Source organism: Streptomyces nymphaeiformis, assembly GCF_014203895.1.
Taxonomy (GTDB): Bacteria; Actinomycetota; Actinomycetes; order Streptomycetales; family Streptomycetaceae; genus Streptomyces; species Streptomyces nymphaeiformis.
Genome location: NZ_JACHJY010000008.1, coordinates 362,224 through 380,309 on the forward strand (window position 1 = coordinate 362,224; position 18,086 = coordinate 380,309).

Genomic DNA, 18,086 nt, shown 5'->3' on the forward strand with positions numbered 1-18,086 from the left:
GACTTTTGGCCGATCATTCTCGGCCAGTCGTCCTGGGGGTGATACCAGACCGGCCCGGTCTACGGGTAAGTTTGTCAACTGCGCACCGCACATGAACGGTTGACGACTACAGTGTGTGGCTGATGATCATCGGTAGGCTCATCGAACGTCTGTAGAACACCTCCCCCGTAGACCCCCTGCAGAACACCCCCGCAGTACGCCGATTCCTGGGCACGTACCAAGGACACTCATGTCTCAACTTCGCGCACCCGCCTCGCGGTCCGACCGACGCGAGGGCGGGCGGCACGGCCGGCCAGGCGCCCGCTCCGCCACCGGTACCCACAGCAACCCCCCGGCGCAGACCTCCGCACCGCTTCCCGCCGAAGCCCGCATACGCCCCCAACTCCTGCGTACCTCCGTGCTTCCCGCCGTCGCGGTGGCCCTCGGCGGCGCGGCGGCCGTCATCTTCACCATCCGCTCCACGGGAGCCAACCCGAGTGCCGGCCTCTGGGCCGCGCTCACCGGCGCCGCCGCCCTGACCGTCGCCTCCGTGACGGCCGCCGCGCTCGGCGCGGACCGGGCCGCCAAGGCCGTCCTCGACCGCTGCAACTCCCTGCGCCGCACCAGCGCCCGCGGCCAGAGCGAACTCCGGGTGGTCGTCGAGCAGCTGCGCAGGGGAGAGGGCCCCCCGCCCCGCCCCGAGCAGCCGGCCACCCCCGTGTCCGGCGACGAATTCGACCTGCTCTCACACGAGTTGACGCGCTCTCACGAGGCCGCCGTGGCCGCCGTCGTACAGGCGTCCCGGCTCTCCAGCAGCGTCGGAAACGAACAGAAGGTCGAGGTCTTCGTCAACCTCGCCCGGCGCCTGCAGTCCCTGGTCCACCGCGAGATCCAGCTCCTCGACGAGCTGGAGAACGAGGTCGAGGACCCGGAGCTGCTCAAGGGCCTGTTCCACGTCGACCACCTGGCCACCCGCATCCGCCGCCATGCCGAGAACCTCGCCGTGCTCGGTGGCGCCATCTCCCGCCGCCAGTGGTCGAACCCGGTCACCATGACCGAGGTGCTGCGCTCCTCCATCGCCGAGGTCGAGCAGTACCCGCGCGTGAAGCTCGTACCCCCGATCGACGGTACGCTCCGGGGCCATGCCGTGGCCGACGTCATCCACCTCCTCGCCGAACTCGTCGAGAACGCGACGCTGTTCTCCGCGCCGCACACCACCGTGCTGCTGCGCGCCCAGTACGTCACGGCCGGCCTCGCGATCGAGGTCGAGGACCGGGGCCTCGGCATGCCCGTCACCGAGCAGAACAAGATGAACGCCCTGCTCGCCGACCCCGACCAGGTCAACGTCGCGCACCTGCTCCAGGACGGCCGCATCGGACTCTTCGTCGTCTCGGCGCTCGCCCGCCGGCACGGCATCGCCGTGCGCCTCCAGTCCAACATCTACGGCGGTGTCCAGGCCGTCCTCGTCCTCCCGCAGGGCCTCCTCGGCTCCGACCCCGAGGGCCTCGCGCAGCACGAGCGCCAGACCGCCGCGACCGCCGGCTCCGCGGCGATCCCGCCCGGCCAGGTGCAGATGCAGCCGCAGGCCGTGCCGGAGGTCGCCGCCCCGGCGACGGCCCCGGCCCCGAGCCACACGCCCACCCCGGCTCCGGCCTCCGTGCCCGGTCAGGCGCCCGCCCCCGTCGCGGCGCAGGCCGCCGGCCAGGCAGCGGCGCACGGCACGGGTCAGACGGCCGCTCACGGTACGGGCCAGGCCCCGGTGCACGGCACGGGCCACGGCTCCGGCCACGCGCAGGCGCCCGCGCCGGCCGTCATGAGCGGAGCGGCCGCCGCCGCTCCCGTACCGCAGTCCGTGCCCTCGCCCTCCCCCGAGCGGGCCGCCGCCCGTCACGAGGAGGCCTCCGTGCCCGGCTCGCACCCCTACCTCCGTACGAACGAGGGGACGAGCGGATACGGGGACACCGGTTCCGCCCCCGCGATACCGGCCCAGTCGTCCGGCGCCGGCCACGCGGGCCCGCCGGACCACCTGCTCTCGCCGCTCCCCCCGGCCCCCCGTGCCGAGGACGACGGCAGGCCCCTGCTCCCCAAGAGGCGCGCACAGGAGCACATCGTCCCGCAGCTGCGGGACGAGCCCGTGGCCCGCAAGACCGAGGAGCACGCCCTGCACGACCCGGGTCTGATGGCCGCGTTCCAGCGCGGTATCGGCCTCGCCGAATCCCAGCCCGCCCCCCACGAATCGCTGCGTCTTGGCGACGCGCACAAGGAGTAGATCACCATGGCGAGCAATGCGCCGACCGGCCATTCCTCGGATCTCGACTGGCTGCTCAGTGGGCTGGTCCAGCGGGTCCCCTACACCCGCAACGCCGTCCTGCTCTCCTCCGACGGCCTCGTGAAATCCGTCCACGGTCTCGACCCCGACGCCGCCGACCACATGGCGGCCCTCGCCTCCGGGCTCTACTCGCTCGGCCGCAGCGCGGGCGCCCGGTTCGGTGACGGCGGTGAGGTCCGCCAGGTGGTCGTGGAGCTCGACTCCACCCTCCTGTTCGTCTCCACCGCCGGCTCCGGCACGTGCCTGGCCGTCCTCGCCGGGCGCGAGGCGGACGCCGCCGTCCTCGGCTACGAGATGGCGATGCTCGTCAAGAGCGTCCGGCCGTACCTGGTCACCCCCGCCCGCCAGGCCGCGGGCGCGGTGGGCGGGCGCGGGCAGTAGACGTGACGTCCCATCAGGAAGGACCCTGGCTCGACGACGCGGCCGGGCGGCTGATCCGCCCGTACACCGTGAGCGGCGGCCGGACCAAGCCGACCACCGCCCTGGACCTGCTGTCCCTGGTGATGGCGACCGGCTCGTCTCCGCAGGCGCACATGGGTCCCGAGCACAGCCTGGCCCTCGGGCTGTGCGACGGGCCCACCTCGGTGGCCGAGATCGCGGCGCACTTACGGCTGCCGGCCGTCGTCACCAAGGTCCTGCTCTCCGACCTCGTGGACTGCGGGGCGATCACCGCCCGGGCGCCCCGCTTCCACGCCAACCCAACCGACCGTTCCTTGCTGGAGGCAGTGCTCGATGGCCTACGACAACGGCTCTGAGCGCCACGACAGTTTCGCGGCCGACCCCTTCCCCACCGCGCTCAAGATCCTGGTGGCGGGCGGATTCGGCGTCGGCAAGACGACCCTCGTGGGCGCGGTCAGCGAGATCGAACCGCTGAGCACCGAGGAACTGCTCACCTCGGTCAGCGCGGCCACCGACAGCCTGGAGGGCGTGGAGTCGAAGACCACGACCACCGTCGCCATGGACTTCGGGCGCATCACGCTCGACGCCCGCCACGTCCTGTACCTCTTCGGCACGCCGGGCCAGGAGCGCTTCTGGTTCATGTGGGACGAGCTCTCCGAGGGTGCGCTCGGAGCGGTCGTCCTGGCGGACACCCGCAGGCTCCAGGAGTGCTTCTCCGCCGTGGACTTCTTCGAGCGGCGGGGGATCCAGTTCATCGTGGCGGTCAACGAGTTCGACGGCGCCTACCGTTACGAACCCGACGAGGTACGGGCCGCCCTCGACCTCAAGCCGGAGGTGCCGGTCGTCACCTGCGACGCCCGGATCTCCAGCTCCGGCATCCGCACCCTGCTGACCCTCGTCCAGCATCTGCTCACCACCATCCCGGACACCGTGCCGAGCTACGGAGCCACGCCATGACCTACGACCCGACCGGTCACCTCCTGCTGACCCCCATCGACAAGGACGCGCCCGCCCGCGTGCAGCGGCTGCGCGAACTCGGTCTCGGGGAGCGACCGGACCCGGCGTTCGACGACTTCGCCCACCGGCTCGCCGAGGTGACCGGCGCCCCGTTCTCGATGGTGAACTTCATCGACGAGAACCGGCAGTTCTTCGCGGGGCTGCACACCCCCGAGGGCACCCACTCCGGCAGCGACCTGGGCGCGGCCGCCGCGGGCGGCGGCGTCGGCCGGTTCATGGCGCGCGACCACGGCTACTGCCCGCACGTCGTGGTGCGGCGCAAGGCGCTCGTCCTGGAGGACGTCTGCGACTACCCGCGCTTCGCGGGGAACCCGGTCGTGGACGAGATCGGCATCCGCTCCTACATGGGGGCGCCGCTGATCGACCGTACCGGCGTCGCGCTCGGCACCATCTGCGTGGTCGACACCGACGTACGGCCGTGGGGCCGTGCCGGCCTGGAGACGATCAAGGCGATGGCGGCGGAGCTCATGGAGCAGATCCACCGCCGCGAGGACGGCGTGTTCTGACCGTCACCGTCCGACGACGGCCGGGAGCCCCGGTACGGCAGCGGCCGTACCGGGGCTCCCGGCCCGTGGGGGTGGGGATCAGGCGTGCACCGGCTCGAGGTCCCGGGTGCGGACCAGCTCGGACAGCCGCTCCGACCAGCTGCCCTTGTCCTGGCCGAGGGCGACCTCGGCCAGCCGCAGGAGCTGGATGTCGGAGGTGCCGGCGGGGGCGAAGATGTGGTGCGCGTCCCGGAGGTACCGCTCGATGGCCCGGTCCGTGTAGAGGCCGGCGGCGGCGTGGATCTCCATGGCGTTGCGGCCGGAGTCGATCGCCGACTCGACGTTGACGAGCTTGGCGTTCATCAGCTCGGTGTCGCAGGAGAGGCCCTGGTCGAGCAGGTGCACGGCGTGGTACGCGGCCAGCCGGGCGGTCATCAGCCGGGACTGCATCTGCCCCAGCTTCAGCTTCACCGTGGGCAGGTCGTGGAGCGGCTTTCCGTAGCGGATGCGCTCGGAGGCGAAGCGCGTGGTCTCCTCCAGGATCGCCTGGTGGATGCCGAGGGAGACGGCGGTGAGGTTGGCCCGTCCGTACAGCACGCTGGAGGAGTACGCGACGGCGAGGCCGTCGCCCTCGTCGCCGAGCCGGTTCGCGGCCGGCACCCGGCAGTTCTCGAAGATCAGCTCGCCGAAGCTGAAGCCGTGCAGACCCATCGCGGGCTGCTGCGGACCGGTCCGGAAGCCCGGGCGATCGGCTTCGACCAGGAAGGCGGTGAGCCCCTTCGAACCGGGGCCGGTCCTGACCACGACACCGTGCAGATCGCCGACGTGGCTGTTGCCGACGTAGACCTTCTGGCCGTTGAGGACGTAGTCGTCGCCGTCCCGGACCGCGCTCGCCTCCATGCCGAGGACGTGGCCGCCGGACTCGTACTCGGTGACCGCGATGGTCGGCAGGCACGCGCCGGCGGCGATCTCCGGGAGCCAGGTCTTGCGCTGCTCGTCGCTGCCGAAGTGGACGATCTTGGCGGTGCCCAGCTGGGAGGCCTGGACCATGGCGCCCATGGCGCCGCTGACCCGGGAGAGCTCCTCGATGATGATCGTCTTGGCCAGATGGCCGGCGCCCATGCCGCCGTACTCCTGGCTGATAGTCGCACCCAGCCAGCCCTGCTCGGCGATCTTGCGGGACAGCTCGTGGTGGACGGTCCGGGACGCCTCCATCTCGGCTATCCGGGGCCGGACCTCACGCTCTGCGAACTCGCGGACCGTCGCCCTGAGCTCATGATGCCGTCGGCTGCTGAAGTAGCTGTCCATCCGAGTCCTCACCTGCGAATCGCCTGCCCGGCGAGTTTCCGAGCAGGTGGAGCATCGGCAGTGGTCCCGTCCCGAACAGGCCGACCCATTCATGGTGTTGATCTTTCCGGAACCGATCAATATCGCCACGGAGTTTGTCCGAAACCGGAGCGGTTGACGATCGAGTCTGACTGTGTTTCGCGTGGTCTAGGCGTTCTCGACCAGGTCAGGAGCCCTGTCCGCAGGGTCGATTTTCTGCCACGCGCCAGTGTGGATGGTTTTGCTGATGTGCGGCGATGAAACGCCTGATATCCCTATATCGGCTCCTTCCTCCCGAGAAGGGAGGTATCCCGGAAGCTCCCCCTCCTCTCTTCCCGCCCACGCGACCCCGGCCGACACCCGCTCCCACCCCGCCGGGGCGGGCGCGCGGGCGCAGGAGGGTGCGCGGGGGCGCGTCACGGAGAGTGAGCGCTCCACACCTGGCGCGCCGGGCCCGTATCGGGGGCGCCAGGAAACGTGTGCGTGACCACCGGGGAAAGTGCGGTATTGTTCTCGTGCGCGCTCGGCCAGGGGAAACCCCAGGTCAGACGGGCATCGGGACGTGGCGCAGCTTGGTAGCGCACTTGACTGGGGGTCAAGGGGTCGCAGGTTCAAATCCTGTCGTCCCGACTGTGCGGAAACGCAGGTCGGAGGCCGTTCTCTCATCCATGGGAGGACGGCCTTTCGTGCGTCCGGGGACGTGGTGGTCGCAGTGTGGTCGCACGTCCGGGCCGGGGCTGGTTCGCCGTGGTGCTGGTGGCGGGTGGTGCGGGGGAGCGGAGTTGGTGGAGGGCTTCGCGGAGGCGGTGGATGTGGTCGCGTGGTGGTCGCAGCCATGTTGATCGGGGCGGGCGGTCGGCGGCATGTGCGGCCGTGGTGAGGGTGTGGTCGATGGTGTCGACGGCCTGGTGCGCGGCTTGTTGGGTGAGGTGGCTGTAGAGGTTTGCGGTGGTCGACAGGGTGGAGTGCCGCAGCGTCTTGGAGACCACGGTGAGGGGGACGCCGGCGGTGATGGTGATGGTGGCGGCGAGGTGTCGCAGGTCGTGGACGGTGACTCGGGGGACGCCGGCTTCCTCGGACAGCTGGTGGAGTCGGTCGAGCACGAGGCGATCCGAGCGGGCGGCCGTCGGGTCGGCAGAAGACCAGCCCGGCGAATGGGTCGTTGGGGTCCCCGCGGGTTCGGGGTGCCGAGCGTGCCCGGCGGCGGAGGGCGGTGGCGACGCGGGGCGAGATGGCGACCCAGCCTCTGCTCGAAGGCTATCACCACGCTGTCCTGCGGTGACCAGCAGGGACAGCGGCCGCTGGCCTTGCTCGCAGGCCAGGTGGATCTTCGTGGTGAAGCCGCCGCGGGACTGGCCCAGGCCGTGGTCGTCGGGCTCGACATGGATGCCGCCCGGCGGCTCGTTCTGAGCGTGTCCGTCGCGGCGGGCACCTGCGGCATGTTGGTGGGCCCGGCAGATCGTGGAGTCCACGTTGACCTCCCACGTGATCAGCCCGGCCGCGTCCGCCCGGGCCTGCAGCCCGGTCAGCAGCGCAGGCCACGTGCCGTCGCGCTGCCAGCGGCGGAAGAGTTCATAGACGGTCTGCCACGGCCCGTACTCCGACGGCAGATCCCTCCACGGAGCACCGATCCGCACCCGCCACCGGATCCCGTTGATCAGCCTCCTCCGGCCAACCGACGGTCTGCCCAGCACCGCAACCGGCAACAACGGCTCCAGCACCGACCATTGCTCGTCTGAAAGATCACCTCGCCCCACACCGAGATCATCACGGCGCAAGACGAGGGAATCCAGGCACTTTCAAACCACGGCCTAGGCGGCGTCCCCGGGGGCGTGTCCGGAAAGTCTGGCCCGGCTCTGCGGGCGGACGCCAGTTCACTCCCGCGACCCGGCCTTGGTCGGCCCGGTCGCGGCGGAGCCGGAAGGGCACGCTGCTGCGGCTGGTCCGCAGCGGCCTCCCGTCGCCCGAGGCCCGTGGCCGAGGGCCGGGACCCCGGTCAGGACGTCTGGATGGAGCCCGTCGCGCCGTGACCGCCGCCGCCCATGCCGCCGGGACAGCCCTCGGTCGGCGGTAGCTCGGTGAGGAAGGTGCGGATCTCCTCGGCCTCGGGGACGGCGAGGGCGGTGTACAGGTCGAGGGCGTGTCGGGCGTGGTCGTGGGCGAGGGCGATGTGCCCCAGGTCGCGGTGGATGTGCGCCAGGCCGTCGTGGGCTCGGGCCTGCTCGGGCCGGTAGCCGGACTCGCGGGCGAGGGCCAGCGCGGTGTCGTGTTCGACCGCGGCCTGGGCCAGGTTGCCCAGGGAGCGGGCGGCCTCCGCGAGGGCGTTGAGCGACTCGGCCTCGTCTCCGGGGAAGTCGAACCTGCGGCTCAGCTCCAGGGCATCGCTGTGATGGCGCCGGGCCTCCTCGTAGCGGCCCTGCTGTTGGCACAGGAGCCCGAGGTTGTTCAGGACGATGGTCTCGCCGATGCGGGAACCCGCATCGCGGTAGGCATGCAGCGCTTGCCGATGGTGCTCGTGGGCGTCCTCGTACTGTCCTCGGCGTTCGTGGAGGAGGCCGAGGTCGGTCAGGCACCTGGCCTCGCCGGCGCGGTCGCCGAGCTCGCGGAAGAGCACGAGGGACTGCGTGCAGTGGTCGTGAGCCTCGTCGTACGCGCGCCGCCGCCGGGCGACGGTGCTGAGGCCCTGCAGGGCCCGGGCCGCGGCGCCCTGGTCGCCGGTCTCGTGCGCGAGGTCCAGGGCCTGGCGGTAGTGCTCGGCCGCCTGCTCGTGGTCGCCGTGCCACCAGTAGTGCACCTCGCCGAGATCGATGAGGGTGCGCGCTTCGGCAGCCGTGTCGCCGCTGCGGCGGCCGGCCTGGAGGGCCAAGCCGTGGAGGGCCAACGCCTCGGCCTGGTGGGCGTGGCCCAGCAGGTAGCGGTGCAAGGTGGCGGCCAGTTGGCTGGTGTGCAGGGGCCAGTCGTGTTCGGCCGCGTACGGGGCGGTTGCCATGAGGTTCGCGCGTTCGCTGTCCAGCCAGGTGATCGCCTCGGCCTCGTCCTGCGGGGGACTGGCGACCGGGCTGTCCGGCGCGGGGATGCGGGGCCTGCGGTTCCTGCCCTCGGGGTAGAGGTGGTCGATGGCCGTGCTCGCGGTGTGGAGATAGTGGTGGAACACCCGGCCGAGGGCCTCGCGCCGGGTGTCGGGGGATTCCTGTTCGGCCGCGGTGGCGAGGGCGTGCTCGCGCAGAAGGTCGTGGAAGGTGTAGCGGCCGAGCTGGTGCTGGGCCAGGACATGGGCGTCCAGGAGGTCTTCCAGGAGTATCTCGGCCTCATCGAGGGAGACGTCGGCCAGCGCGGCGGCCGCCTCAGGGACGATGTCACGGCCCGGCTGGAGCCCCAGGAGCCGGAACATGCGCTGCTGATCCGCGCTCAGCTGCTGGTAGGACAGCGTGAACGCCGCCGCCACTCCGCGCTCCGAGGTGGCCAGCTCCGCGAGTCTGCGGCGCTGGTCGCGGAGCCGCCCGGCCAGGTAGGCGACGGTCCAGCGGGGGCGATGGTGCAGGCGGGCGGCGGCGATGCGGACGGCCAGCGGCAGGAACCCGCACAACTGCAGGACATCGAGGACGGCCAGCGGTTCGGCGGCCGCTCGCTCGCCGACGATCGACGCAAACAACTCCATGGCGTCCGCGGCAGGCAGCACGTCCAAGGACAGGGCGTGCGCCCCGTCCAGGTCGGTCAGCCGTCGGCGGCTGGTGATCAGGACGAGCGCGCGGGAGGCCCCGGGCAGCAACGGGCGTACCTGCTCCGCGCCGAGGGCGTTGTCGAGGACCGCCAGCACGCGCCGGCCGGAGAGCTCGGCCCGCCACAGCGCGGCGCGATCGGCGACCGACGCGGGTATGTGGGCTGCGGGCACGCCGAGTTGACCGAGGAGGACTTCGAGCGCGGCACCGGCGTCGAGCGGCGCCTGGCCGGCGGTGTGCGCCTGCAGGTCGACGAAGAGCTGCCCGTCCGGGAAGCGGTCCGCCAGGCGGTGCCCCGCGTGGACCGCGAGGGTCGTCTTGCCGACACCAGCCATCCCGTCGATCGCCGAAATCGTCACGACAGCGCCGTTGTCGCCTGACCACAGGCGGATCAGCCCGTCCAGCTCGCCCTCCCGCCCGGTGAAGTCCGGGACGTCGTACGGAAGGAAGTTGACCCCCTGTGGCCTCGCCGGGGGCGCGGCGACCGGCGGCCGTAGATCGGGAGCGTCCCGCAGGATGTCCTGTTCGAGCTTGCCGAACGCGTGGCCGGGGTCCAGTCCCTGCTGCTCGGCCAGGGTCGCTCGGAAGGTACGTGCCACCTCCAACGCGTCGGTCTGGCGCCCGGCGCGGTGCAGCGCGAGCATCAGCTGACAGCACAGCCGCTCCCGCAGGGGGTGCGCCGCCGCGTGGACGGAGAGCTCGTCGATGAGGGCCTCGTGCCGGCCCCGGGCCAGCTCCAGCTCGGCCAGGCGCTCGACGGCGGTGAGCAGTTGTCCGTTGAGACGCGCTCGGGCGCCCTGGACGTAGTCGGCGGTGATGTCGGCCAGCGGCTCTCCCCGCCACAGCGCCAGCCCGGAACGTATCCGGTCCGCGGCGTCTCCCGGGTCGTCGGAGGCGGCCGGTGCCGTGCCGATCAGGCTGGTGAACTCGTCCAGGTCGAGCTGTCCCGGCTCGGGGGTGATCACGTATCCGCCAGGCCGGGTGGCCAGCATCCCGTCGGCTCCCGAAGCACGCAGCATCCGCCGGATCGCGGCGATCGTGGTCTGGATCTGCGCGCGGGCGGAATCCGGCGGCAGCGGCCCCCACATCGCGTCGACCAGACGATCCGTACTGATCGCCACTCCCGCATGCAGCAGCAGATAGGCCAGCACCGCGCGATGACGGGGCGCCAAGGCGGGCGCATCGGATCCGGGAGCCACGGCCTCCACCGGTCCGAGGATCGAGAACCGCATGCCGTTACTCCCGGGGTCACCAGCGCGTGCATAGAAGAAGCATCGGGAATGTATCAAGATCAACCGGCAGGGTTATCCGCATGACAGCACTCCACACCGTCGAACCGGAGACCGCGACCGGCGAGGCCGCGGCCCTGTTCACGGCCACGCACCAGGCTCTCGGGGTCATCCCCAACCTGGCCAGGGTGATGGCCAACAGCCCCGCCGTGCTGAAGGGGTACGTGGGCGCCCTCACCGCCCTGAGTACGGCGGGCGCCCTGCCGGCCTCCCTGCGCGAACGCATCGCGCTGCTGGTGGCGCAGGAGAACCGGTCCGACTACTGCCTGTCCGTGCACGCGTTCCGCGGGACCAGGACGGCCGGGCTGAGTGCGGCCGAGACCACCCGCGCCCGCCGCGGCGCGTCCGACGACCCCTGGGCCGCCGCCGTCCTGGGTCTGGCCGCGACGATGGTCCGCGACCGCGGCGCCGTCCCGAACGAGCAGCTGGCCGCAGCCCGGCGCGCCGGCCTGTCCGACGGGCAGATCGTCGAGGTCGTCGCCCATGTCGCCCTCAACGTCTTCACCAACTACCTCGCCACGACGGCCCGTATCGACATCGACTGGCCGCTCGTGCGCCACACCGAGGATCCCCACATGATCAGCATCGCCCCGCTCACCCACGTCTCTCCTGAAGCAGCCGCCGCCTGGCACACAGTCGTGTCGGCTTCGCTGGCCCACGATCTTCCGGAAGAACCCCGCCCCACGCTCGACCAGATCCACGCCCAGCTCACCGTCCCCGGGCGGGACAACCGCCGACTGCTCTGGCAGGCCACCGCGAGCGACGGTGCGGTGGTCGGCGTGGCCGCGCTGCGCTTGTTCACCTCGCCCGGTCAAAGCCACCTGTCCCAGCTGGAGCTGCACGTCGCTCCCGACCGGCGGCGCTCGGGCGTCGGCTCGCGCCTGCTCGCCACGGCCGTGGCGGCGGCACAGGCCGAGCAGCGCCGCAGCCTCATCGCGGCCGTAGGCGGCAACGGGCCAGGTGACGCCTTCTGCGCCGCACGCGGCTTCCGGCGGGTGCTGGCACTGGACCACCTGCTGCTCGACGTCGCGCAGGCGGACGATGCCGCGGCCGACGCCGAGCACCCCGGCTACGAACTGGCGAGCTGGACCGGCACCGTACCCGACGCCCTGGCCGAGGCGTTCGCCGCCGCCAAGAACGCGATGAACGACATGCCCATGGGCGACATGGACTACGGCAGCCAGACCTGGACCGCCGACCGCGTCCGGGCCATGGCCGAAGTGCTCGCCGATCGCGGTGACGTCCTGCTCACGACGGCTGTGCTCGGCAAGGGCGAGATGGCCGGGTACACCGAGATCGTCATCCGGGCCGGGGAGACCCACCGGGCCCTGCAGTACGACACCGTCGTGGTACCCGCGCATCGCGGCCACGGGCTCGGACTGTGGGTCAAGGCGGAGATGCTGCGCAGGCTCCGCGTCGAGCACCCCGGAATCGTGGAGATCGAGACCGACAACGCCCAGGACAACACCCATATGCTCGCCGTCAACCGGCAGTTGGGCTTCCGCTTCCACCGCAGCACCCACGAGTACCAACTCGACCTGCCCACCACCTGAACACCCCACATCTCAGAGAAAAGAGAAATCACGCCCATGCGTGTGCTGTTGATGGCGTACGGATCGCGCGGCGACATTGCGCCGCTCGCGGGACTTGCGGCGCAGCTGCGGAAACGCGGCGCGGAGGTACGCGTCTGCGCCCCGCCGGACGACGAGTTCGCTGAACTGCTTGCGGGAGTCGGCGCGGAACTGGTGCCCTTCGGGCGCGACGTGCGCGAGCTGGTCACGGGGGCGCCGCCATCGGACGTCTCCGGGTTCGCGGCCGAGCTGGTCGCCGCGCACTTCGAGACGGTCGGCAAGGCGGCCGAGGGCTGCGACGTGCTCGTGGCGAGCGGACTGATGCCGGCCGGCGCCCGTTCGGTGGCCGAGAAGCTGGGCATCCGCTACGTGTACGCAGGGTTCCATCCGTTCGACCTGCCCTCCGCGCACTACCCGCCGCCGCCGCGGCCCGGCCCGCCCGCGCCGGACGACATGACCGACAACCAGGCCCTGTGGGACCTGGACGCCCAGAAGGTCAACGCCCTCTACCGCGAGCCGCTCAACGCCCACCGCGAGGCGATCGGCCTCGCCCCAGTGGACAACGTCCGCGACCACGTCTTCACCGACCGGCCGTTGCTGGCGGCGGACCCGGTCCTGGGCCCGTGGGAGCAGCTGACGAACCTCGACCTCGTGCAGACCGGCGCGTGGATCCTGCCCGACGACCGCCCCCTGCCCGCCGATCTGGAGGCGTTCCTGGACGCCGGCACCCCACCGGTGTACGTCGGCTTCGGCAGCATGCCCATGAAGGCCGCCACCGACATCGCCCGGACAGCCGTCGAGGCGGCCCGCGCGCAGGGCCGCCGTGTGCTCGTCTCCCGCGGCTGGGCGGACCTGGACCTCGTGGACGCCTCGGACGACTGCTTCGCCGTGGGCGACGTCAGCCACCAGACCCTATTCCGTCGGGTCGCGGCAGTCGTCCACCACGGCGGGGCGGGCACCACGACCACCGCAGCCCGAGCCGGTGCACCCCAGGTGGTGGTGCCCCAGTTCGTGGACCAGCCGCATTGGGCCGCCCGGGTGGCCGAGCTGGGCATCGGCGCGGCACACGACGGCCCCACCCCGACCTTCGAGACCCTGTCCGCCGCACTCAGGACCGCCCTGACCCCCGAGACGCAAGCACGGGCGAAGGCCGTCGCCGCCACGATCCGCACCGACGGGACGGCGGTCGCCGCGGACCTGCTCCTCGACGGGACAGTGGCGGCCGCAGACCTGCTCCTCGACACGAAGCCGGCGCCTCCACTGAGCCGCGAACAGATCTCCGCGATCGCCCACACCCACCACCCGATCAAGTCTCCGCTCGACGACGACTCGGTCAGCCGACTGCTCGAACACGCCCTCCCGCGAGGCGACGAGCGCGTCCTCGACCTCGGATGCGGCACAGCGGAGTGGTTGCTGCGCGCCCTGGCCACCCGCCCGCAGCTCCATGCCGAGGGCGTCGACGTCTCCGAAGTCGCCTTGACGCAGGCCCGCCGATCAGCAGGCAGGCTCGGGGTGGACGAGCGCCTGGTCCTCCACCGGCAGGAAGCCGCGGACTTCAGCCCCCCCCAGCCGTACGACCTGGTGATCAGCGTCGGCGCCACGCACGCCTTCGGCGGTCTTCTCCCCACCCTCGCGGCGGCCCGCAAGCACCTGGCTCCCGGAGGCCGCGTCCTGATCGGCGAGTCCTTCTGGGAGCGCACCCCGTCGCCGGCGGCCCTCGAGATGTTCGGCGACCTCGCCGATCTGGCCACCACGGTGGACAGCGTCGTCGCCGACGGGTGGACCCCCGTCCACGGTCACGTCAGCACACGCGGGGAGCGGGACGCGTACGAGTGGGCCTGCTGGGGATCGCTCGCCTCATGGGCCCTGGACCACCAGGACGATCCGGCCGGCGCCCAGGCACTGGAGACGGCCACTGCCGCGCGTTCCGACTGGCTGCACGGGTACCGGGACAGCTTCGGCTTCGTCTGCCTGGTCCTGCGCCGGACATCCGATTAAGAAGTCGTCTTTTGGCGGGTCAGTTCGCTGTGCGGGGGATCGTGAGTGTCTGGCCGCGACACCCACGGGACCGTGCTGCCGGAGCTCGACCTCGGCGGCGGTCACGGCATCGCCTACCGGCAAGGTACGCGCCCCGCCTGATCGGGCGTCACTCGCCGGCCGGAGTCGAGTGCGTGACGGAGCCCTGGGGTGAACGGCTGTTCCGTCTCACCGATCCCAACGGTGTCGTGGTTCAGCTCGCCGAATGGGTGCCGCCGGCCGGCGCCTTCGAACGCCGGTAGTCGAAGGGGTCCGCCTCCTTCGACGAGGGCGAGAGTCCCAAGACGATCGCCGCGTGGGGGGCACGGCGGGCGGCCCGCTGCTCGGCGGCCGACTGATCGCCGCGTACTGGGGGCATACCGATCAACCTTCCGGTCGCGGGGGAAGCCGCTCGTGCGCAGGACCAGTTCGCCACGGTCGCCGGACCCTGACGTGCAGCCGCTTCGCATCCCTGAGCGTTCACCCCCAATTCATTGCAACGAGTAAGCGGCTGTCGTTGCGTTAATTTCGAGAGTCACTGCAATGATTTCCCCCAACCAACCTGCGTAAACGATGGTTTCTTGCGGTGATCGTGTTGAGGAATCTATGAATGCAACGTAGCTTTTCCCTCATCGGAAACAACGAGCTCAAGGAGAGCGTCATGCAGAAGTTCGCCACCCCCGCCCCGATCGCCGCCGTCCTGGACATCCCCGCGGGAAGCATCCGGTTCATCGCCGCCGACCGGGCCGACACCACGGTCGAGGTCCTGCCCGCGGATGCCTCGAAGGGCCGCGACGTGCAGGCGGCGGAGCAGACCACGGTCGAATACGGCAACGGCGTCCTGCGGATCGCGGTCCCCGCGCCGAAGAGCCAGATCCTCGGCAACTCCGGATTCGTCCAGGTCGTCGTCCAGCTGCCCGCCGACTCCCGCATCGAGGCGAAGACGGCCAGCGGCGAGTTCCAGGGCGTCGGACGGCTCGGCGACGTCGCCTTCGAGGGCGCACAGGGCACGGTCAAGCTCGACGAGACCGCGAGCGCCCGCCTCGCCCTTCTCGACGGCGACGTCTCGGTCGGCCGCCTGGGCGGCCCCGCCCACATCAGCACCCAGAAGGGCGACATCCACATCGCCGAGGCCATGACCGGCACGGTCACCCTGACCACCGAGCACGGCGAGATCTCCGTCGGCGCCGCCCGCGGGGTCAACGCCTCCCTGGCCGCAGGCACCTCCTACGGCCGGATCCACAACTCGCTCAACAACACCGAAGGCGACGCCGCGAGCCTGAAGCTCCACGCGACCACCTCCTACGGCGACATCACCGCCCGCAGCCTCTGACCCACGCAGCCCCGAAGGGGCACCCCGCTGCAGCCGACGGCCCTGCCGTGAAGGCGCCACCGTGGCGCCACCATGCCCGAAACCGACACCGAAGAAGGACCGAAGAAATGAGCACCACTCAGAACTACCAGGCCGCGGAGCAGCTCCTGCGCCGGCCCGCCCGACCCGGTGAGCTCGTCGTCGGCGACAGGATCAGGCCGCAGTGGATCGACGGAGACACCCGCTTCTGGTACGCGGTGAGCAACGGCGTCGGCAAGCGGTTCGTGCTGGTCGACCCGGCGGCCGGCACCCGTGAGCCGGCCTTCGACCACGCCCGGCTCGCCGCCGCGCTGGCCGCAGCCTCCGGGCAGCAGGCCGACCCCGAATTCCTGCCGACCACGGCGATACAACTGGCCTCGAACACTGTTGAGTTCGACGCGTTCGGCGAGTGGTGGCGCTGCGACCTGGACGACTACACCTGCGAGCGGGCCGAGTTCACGCCGCCGGGCAATCCCCTCGAAGTGCCGTCACCCGACGGGAAGACCGCGGTTTCCCGGCGAGGGGAAGACCTCTGGGCGCGCTCGTTGTCCGACGGCCGCGAATGGGCGCTGACCACCGACGGCGTGCCCGGCTACCAGTACGGCACCGGCCCGGACTGCACGGCGAACGGCACCCTGCTGCGCAAGATCGGCCTGCCGTACATGCCGCCCGCGGTGGCCTGGTCGCTTGACTCGACGAAGGTGCTGGCACACCGCACCGACGAGCGCGACGTCCGGCGGACCCACCTGGTGGAGGCCAGGCCTGCCGACGGCGGGGCCCCGGCGCTGCACACCCAGCGGTACGCCTACCCCGGGGACGAGCACGTACCGCTGGCCGAACTGGTCGTACTGGACGTCGCCGCGGGCACGGTGGTCCGCGCGCAGGCCGATCCGCTCCTCATGCCTCAGCTGTCGCCCATCATGACCAAGTGGGCCTGGTGGGCGGAGGACAGCTCGGCGGTGTACTACCTCGGTCGGCCCCGCGACCTGCGCACGCTCACCCTGTACCGCCTGGACGCGGTCACCGGCGAGGTCACCACCGTGCTCAGCGAGACCGGGGACACCCGCGTGGAGCCCAACCAGTTCGGGTACGAGCCCCCGATCGTGCGGGTCCTCGCCGACGCCGCCGAGGTGCTGTGGTACTCCCAGCGGGACGGCTGGGGCCACCTGTACCGATACGACCTGCACACCGGCGCGCTGCTCGGGCAGGTCACCTCCGGGCCGTGGGCGGTACGGCAGATCCTGCGCGTCGACGAGGCCGAGCGGGTCGTGTACTTCACCGCCTCCGGGCAGGTCGACGAGGACCCCTACCGGCGTACGGTCTGCCGCGTCGCCCTGGACGGCTCCGGCTTCGCCCGGCTCACGGACGACGACCGGGACCACACCGTCACCGTCCACCCGCAGTACTTCATCGACTCCGCGTCCACCGTCGACACCCCGCCGGTGACGACGGTCCGCGACTGGACCGGCCGGGTCCTTGTGGAACTGGAGCGCGCAGACATCGGCAAGCTCACCGCCACCGGCTGGACCGCGCCGGAACGGTTCCGCGTCAAGGCGGCCGACGGGGTGACGGACCTCTACGGGGTGCTGTACCGGCCGCGGGCGTTCGACCCCGCCCACCGCTACCCCGTGGTGGACAACGTCTACCCGGGCCCGCAGGTCAACCGGGTCGCCCCCTGCTTCGACCCCGGCGGCATGGGCCTCGACGCCGAACCCCTCGCGGCGCTGGGCTTCGTGGTGGTGGCACTGGACGGACGCGGCACCCCGGGCCGGGACAAGGCCTTCCATGACACCTCCTACGGCCACCTGGCCGACGCGGGCGGGCTGGCCGACCACGTCGCGGCCCTGCGGCAGCTGGCCGAGTCCCGGCCGTGGATGGACCTGGACCGCGTGGGCGTGCTCGGCCACTCCGGAGGCGGCTTCGCCGCGGCCCGCGCGATGCTGGACTTCCCCGAGACGTACAAGGCCGGAGCCGCCCTCTCCGGCTCGCACGAGGCCCGGCACTTCAACGCCGGCTTCGTGGAGACCTACGACGGCACGGACAACTCCGAGGCCTGGGCCCGCACCTCCAACGTGGACCTCGCCGACCGTCTGGCGGGCAAACTGCTCCTGATCCACGGCGAAATGGACGACCAGGTCCACCCGGACCACACACTGCGCCTGGCCGACCGCCTCATCGCCGCGGGCAAGGACTTCGAACTGCTCATCGTGCCCGGGGCCGAGCACACGTTCATCGACCACCTGGCCTACGTCCGCACACGCTGCTGGGACTTCCTGGTGCGCGAGCTGATGGGCACGCAGCCTCCCGCCTACCGCCCCGCCCCCATCGCCATCGGCCCCGAGATGCTGGCCGAGCTGTTCGCCTGAGCCGGACAGGCGGACGAGCAGCCCGCAGGCTCATGTGACCCGGATCGTTCCGGATGGGCCGATGAGTTCGCTCATGCCTCACGGTCATTCAGGCGACGGGATTCCCGTCCTGCGATCCCTGCCCCGGGTGGGGATCGCAGGCGAGGTGGGCGCGCCATGCCCCACACGATCAGCGCCTCCAGCTCCGCCATACCCAGCGCAGCCGCGCGCCCGACCGGCGGGGTCGGCCCGCGGGGCGC

13 protein-coding genes, 1 tRNA gene and 2 pseudogenes are annotated in these 18,086 nt (G+C 71.5%); 11 read left to right on the top strand and 5 right to left on the bottom strand.

Annotated elements, in window-relative coordinates:
• The first annotated feature begins 229 nt into the window (after nucleotides 1-229).
• The 5 genes from GGE06_RS27755 to GGE06_RS27775 are packed head-to-tail and all read left to right on the top strand — an operon-like array spanning nucleotide 230 to nucleotide 4,230.
• Nucleotides 230-2,248 carry an ATP-binding protein gene (locus GGE06_RS27755; protein ID WP_116157901.1) on the top strand — a complete coding sequence of 673 codons (2,019 nt, stop codon included), beginning with the start codon at nucleotides 230-232 and terminating at the stop codon, nucleotides 2,246-2,248.
• Between the two features lie 6 nt (nucleotides 2,249-2,254).
• A complete protein-coding gene (locus GGE06_RS27760) occupies nucleotides 2,255-2,689 on the top strand; it encodes a roadblock/LC7 domain-containing protein (RefSeq protein WP_116157900.1) in 435 nt (144 codons plus the stop codon).
• A 2-nt stretch (nucleotides 2,690-2,691) separates the two neighbouring features.
• Nucleotides 2,692-3,063: a DUF742 domain-containing protein gene (locus GGE06_RS27765; protein ID WP_116157899.1), complete on the top strand. Its 372-nt coding sequence runs from the start codon at nucleotides 2,692-2,694 to the stop codon at nucleotides 3,061-3,063.
• Nucleotides 3,041-3,664: a GTP-binding protein gene (locus tag GGE06_RS27770; protein WP_116157898.1), complete on the top strand. Its 624-nt coding sequence runs from the start codon at nucleotides 3,041-3,043 to the stop codon at nucleotides 3,662-3,664. Before GGE06_RS27765 ends, GGE06_RS27770 begins: the two co-directional genes overlap by 23 nt.
• Complete coding sequence (locus tag GGE06_RS27775; protein WP_116157897.1) at nucleotides 3,661-4,230, top strand: GAF domain-containing protein; 570 nt, start codon at nucleotides 3,661-3,663, stop codon at nucleotides 4,228-4,230. Before GGE06_RS27770 ends, GGE06_RS27775 begins: the two co-directional genes overlap by 4 nt.
• 78 nt (nucleotides 4,231-4,308) lie before the next feature.
• On the opposite strand, the gene GGE06_RS27780 is transcribed toward GGE06_RS27775, so the two are convergent.
• Nucleotides 4,309-5,517, bottom strand: a complete 1,209-nt coding sequence (locus GGE06_RS27780) for an acyl-CoA dehydrogenase family protein (protein WP_116157896.1) — start codon at nucleotides 5,515-5,517, stop codon at nucleotides 4,309-4,311.
• 574 nt (nucleotides 5,518-6,091) lie between these two features.
• Here GGE06_RS27780 and GGE06_RS27785 point away from each other — a divergent pair.
• Nucleotides 6,092-6,165 (top strand) — tRNA-Pro (locus tag GGE06_RS27785).
• A 32-nt stretch (nucleotides 6,166-6,197) separates the two neighbouring features.
• Here GGE06_RS27785 and GGE06_RS43830 read toward each other — a convergent pair.
• The 3 genes and pseudogenes from GGE06_RS43830 to GGE06_RS27795 all read right to left on the bottom strand — a co-directional run bounded on the left by GGE06_RS43830 (nucleotide 6,198) and on the right by GGE06_RS27795 (nucleotide 10,486).
• Entirely contained in the window at nucleotides 6,198-6,638 is a 441-nt protein-coding gene (locus GGE06_RS43830; protein ID WP_312883341.1) for a tyrosine-type recombinase/integrase, read from the bottom strand.
• Between the two features lie 201 nt (nucleotides 6,639-6,839).
• A pseudogene (locus tag GGE06_RS43835) lies at nucleotides 6,840-7,292 on the bottom strand (IS5 family transposase); the annotation flags it as partial.
• 239 nt (nucleotides 7,293-7,531) lie between these two features.
• The gene (locus tag GGE06_RS27795; RefSeq protein WP_116157895.1) at nucleotides 7,532-10,486 is read right to left on the bottom strand and encodes an AfsR/SARP family transcriptional regulator; all 2,955 of its coding nucleotides are present in this window, start codon (nucleotides 10,484-10,486) and stop codon (nucleotides 7,532-7,534) included.
• Nucleotides 10,487-10,566: 80 nt separating this feature from the next.
• On the opposite strand from GGE06_RS27795, the gene GGE06_RS42060 reads away from it, so the two are divergent.
• From GGE06_RS42060 to GGE06_RS42070, 3 genes and pseudogenes are all read left to right on the top strand, one after another.
• Complete coding sequence (locus GGE06_RS42060; RefSeq protein ID WP_220378525.1) at nucleotides 10,567-12,096, top strand: GNAT family N-acetyltransferase; 1,530 nt, start codon at nucleotides 10,567-10,569, stop codon at nucleotides 12,094-12,096.
• Nucleotides 12,097-12,132: 36 nt separating this feature from the next.
• Nucleotides 12,133-13,323, top strand: a pseudogene (locus tag GGE06_RS42065) (glycosyltransferase); the annotation flags it as partial.
• Between the two features lie 51 nt (nucleotides 13,324-13,374).
• A complete protein-coding gene (locus tag GGE06_RS42070) occupies nucleotides 13,375-14,112 on the top strand; it encodes an SAM-dependent methyltransferase (RefSeq protein WP_218138052.1) in 738 nt (245 codons plus the stop codon).
• A 232-nt stretch (nucleotides 14,113-14,344) separates the two neighbouring features.
• On the opposite strand, the gene GGE06_RS27815 is transcribed toward GGE06_RS42070, so the two are convergent.
• Nucleotides 14,345-14,509 carry a hypothetical protein gene (locus GGE06_RS27815; protein ID WP_177181577.1) on the bottom strand — a complete coding sequence of 55 codons (165 nt, stop codon included), beginning with the start codon at nucleotides 14,507-14,509 and terminating at the stop codon, nucleotides 14,345-14,347.
• 282 nt (nucleotides 14,510-14,791) lie between these two features.
• Between GGE06_RS27815 and GGE06_RS27820 the strand changes: the two genes are divergently transcribed.
• Together GGE06_RS27820 and GGE06_RS27825 are read left to right on the top strand one after the other, a co-directional pair.
• On the top strand, nucleotides 14,792-15,463 hold the full coding sequence (locus GGE06_RS27820; RefSeq protein ID WP_116165214.1) for a DUF4097 family beta strand repeat-containing protein: 672 nt from the start codon (nucleotides 14,792-14,794) through the stop codon (nucleotides 15,461-15,463).
• A gap of 107 nt (nucleotides 15,464-15,570) precedes the next feature.
• A complete protein-coding gene (locus tag GGE06_RS27825; protein ID WP_116157894.1) occupies nucleotides 15,571-17,847 on the top strand; it encodes a S9 family peptidase in 2,277 nt (758 codons plus the stop codon).
• Nucleotides 17,848-18,086: the final 239 nt, after the last annotated feature.

Coding starts and splice junctions, on each gene's coding strand:
- GGE06_RS27755 (WP_116157901.1), top strand. CDS start 230: ATGTCTCAACTTCGCGCACCCGCCTCGCGGTCCGACCGACGCGAGGGC.
- GGE06_RS27760 (WP_116157900.1), top strand. CDS start 2,255: ATGGCGAGCAATGCGCCGACCGGCCATTCCTCGGATCTCGACTGGCTG.
- GGE06_RS27770 (WP_116157898.1), top strand. CDS start 3,041: ATGGCCTACGACAACGGCTCTGAGCGCCACGACAGTTTCGCGGCCGAC.
- GGE06_RS27775 (WP_116157897.1), top strand. CDS start 3,661: ATGACCTACGACCCGACCGGTCACCTCCTGCTGACCCCCATCGACAAG.
- GGE06_RS27780 (WP_116157896.1), bottom strand. CDS start 5,517: ATGGACAGCTACTTCAGCAGCCGACGGCATCATGAGCTCAGGGCGACG.
- GGE06_RS27795 (WP_116157895.1), bottom strand. CDS start 10,486: ATGCGGTTCTCGATCCTCGGACCGGTGGAGGCCGTGGCTCCCGGATCC.
- GGE06_RS42060 (WP_220378525.1), top strand. CDS start 10,567: ATGACAGCACTCCACACCGTCGAACCGGAGACCGCGACCGGCGAGGCC.
- GGE06_RS27815 (WP_177181577.1), bottom strand. CDS start 14,509: ATGCCCCCAGTACGCGGCGATCAGTCGGCCGCCGAGCAGCGGGCCGCC.
- GGE06_RS27820 (WP_116165214.1), top strand. CDS start 14,792: ATGCAGAAGTTCGCCACCCCCGCCCCGATCGCCGCCGTCCTGGACATC.
- GGE06_RS27825 (WP_116157894.1), top strand. CDS start 15,571: ATGAGCACCACTCAGAACTACCAGGCCGCGGAGCAGCTCCTGCGCCGG.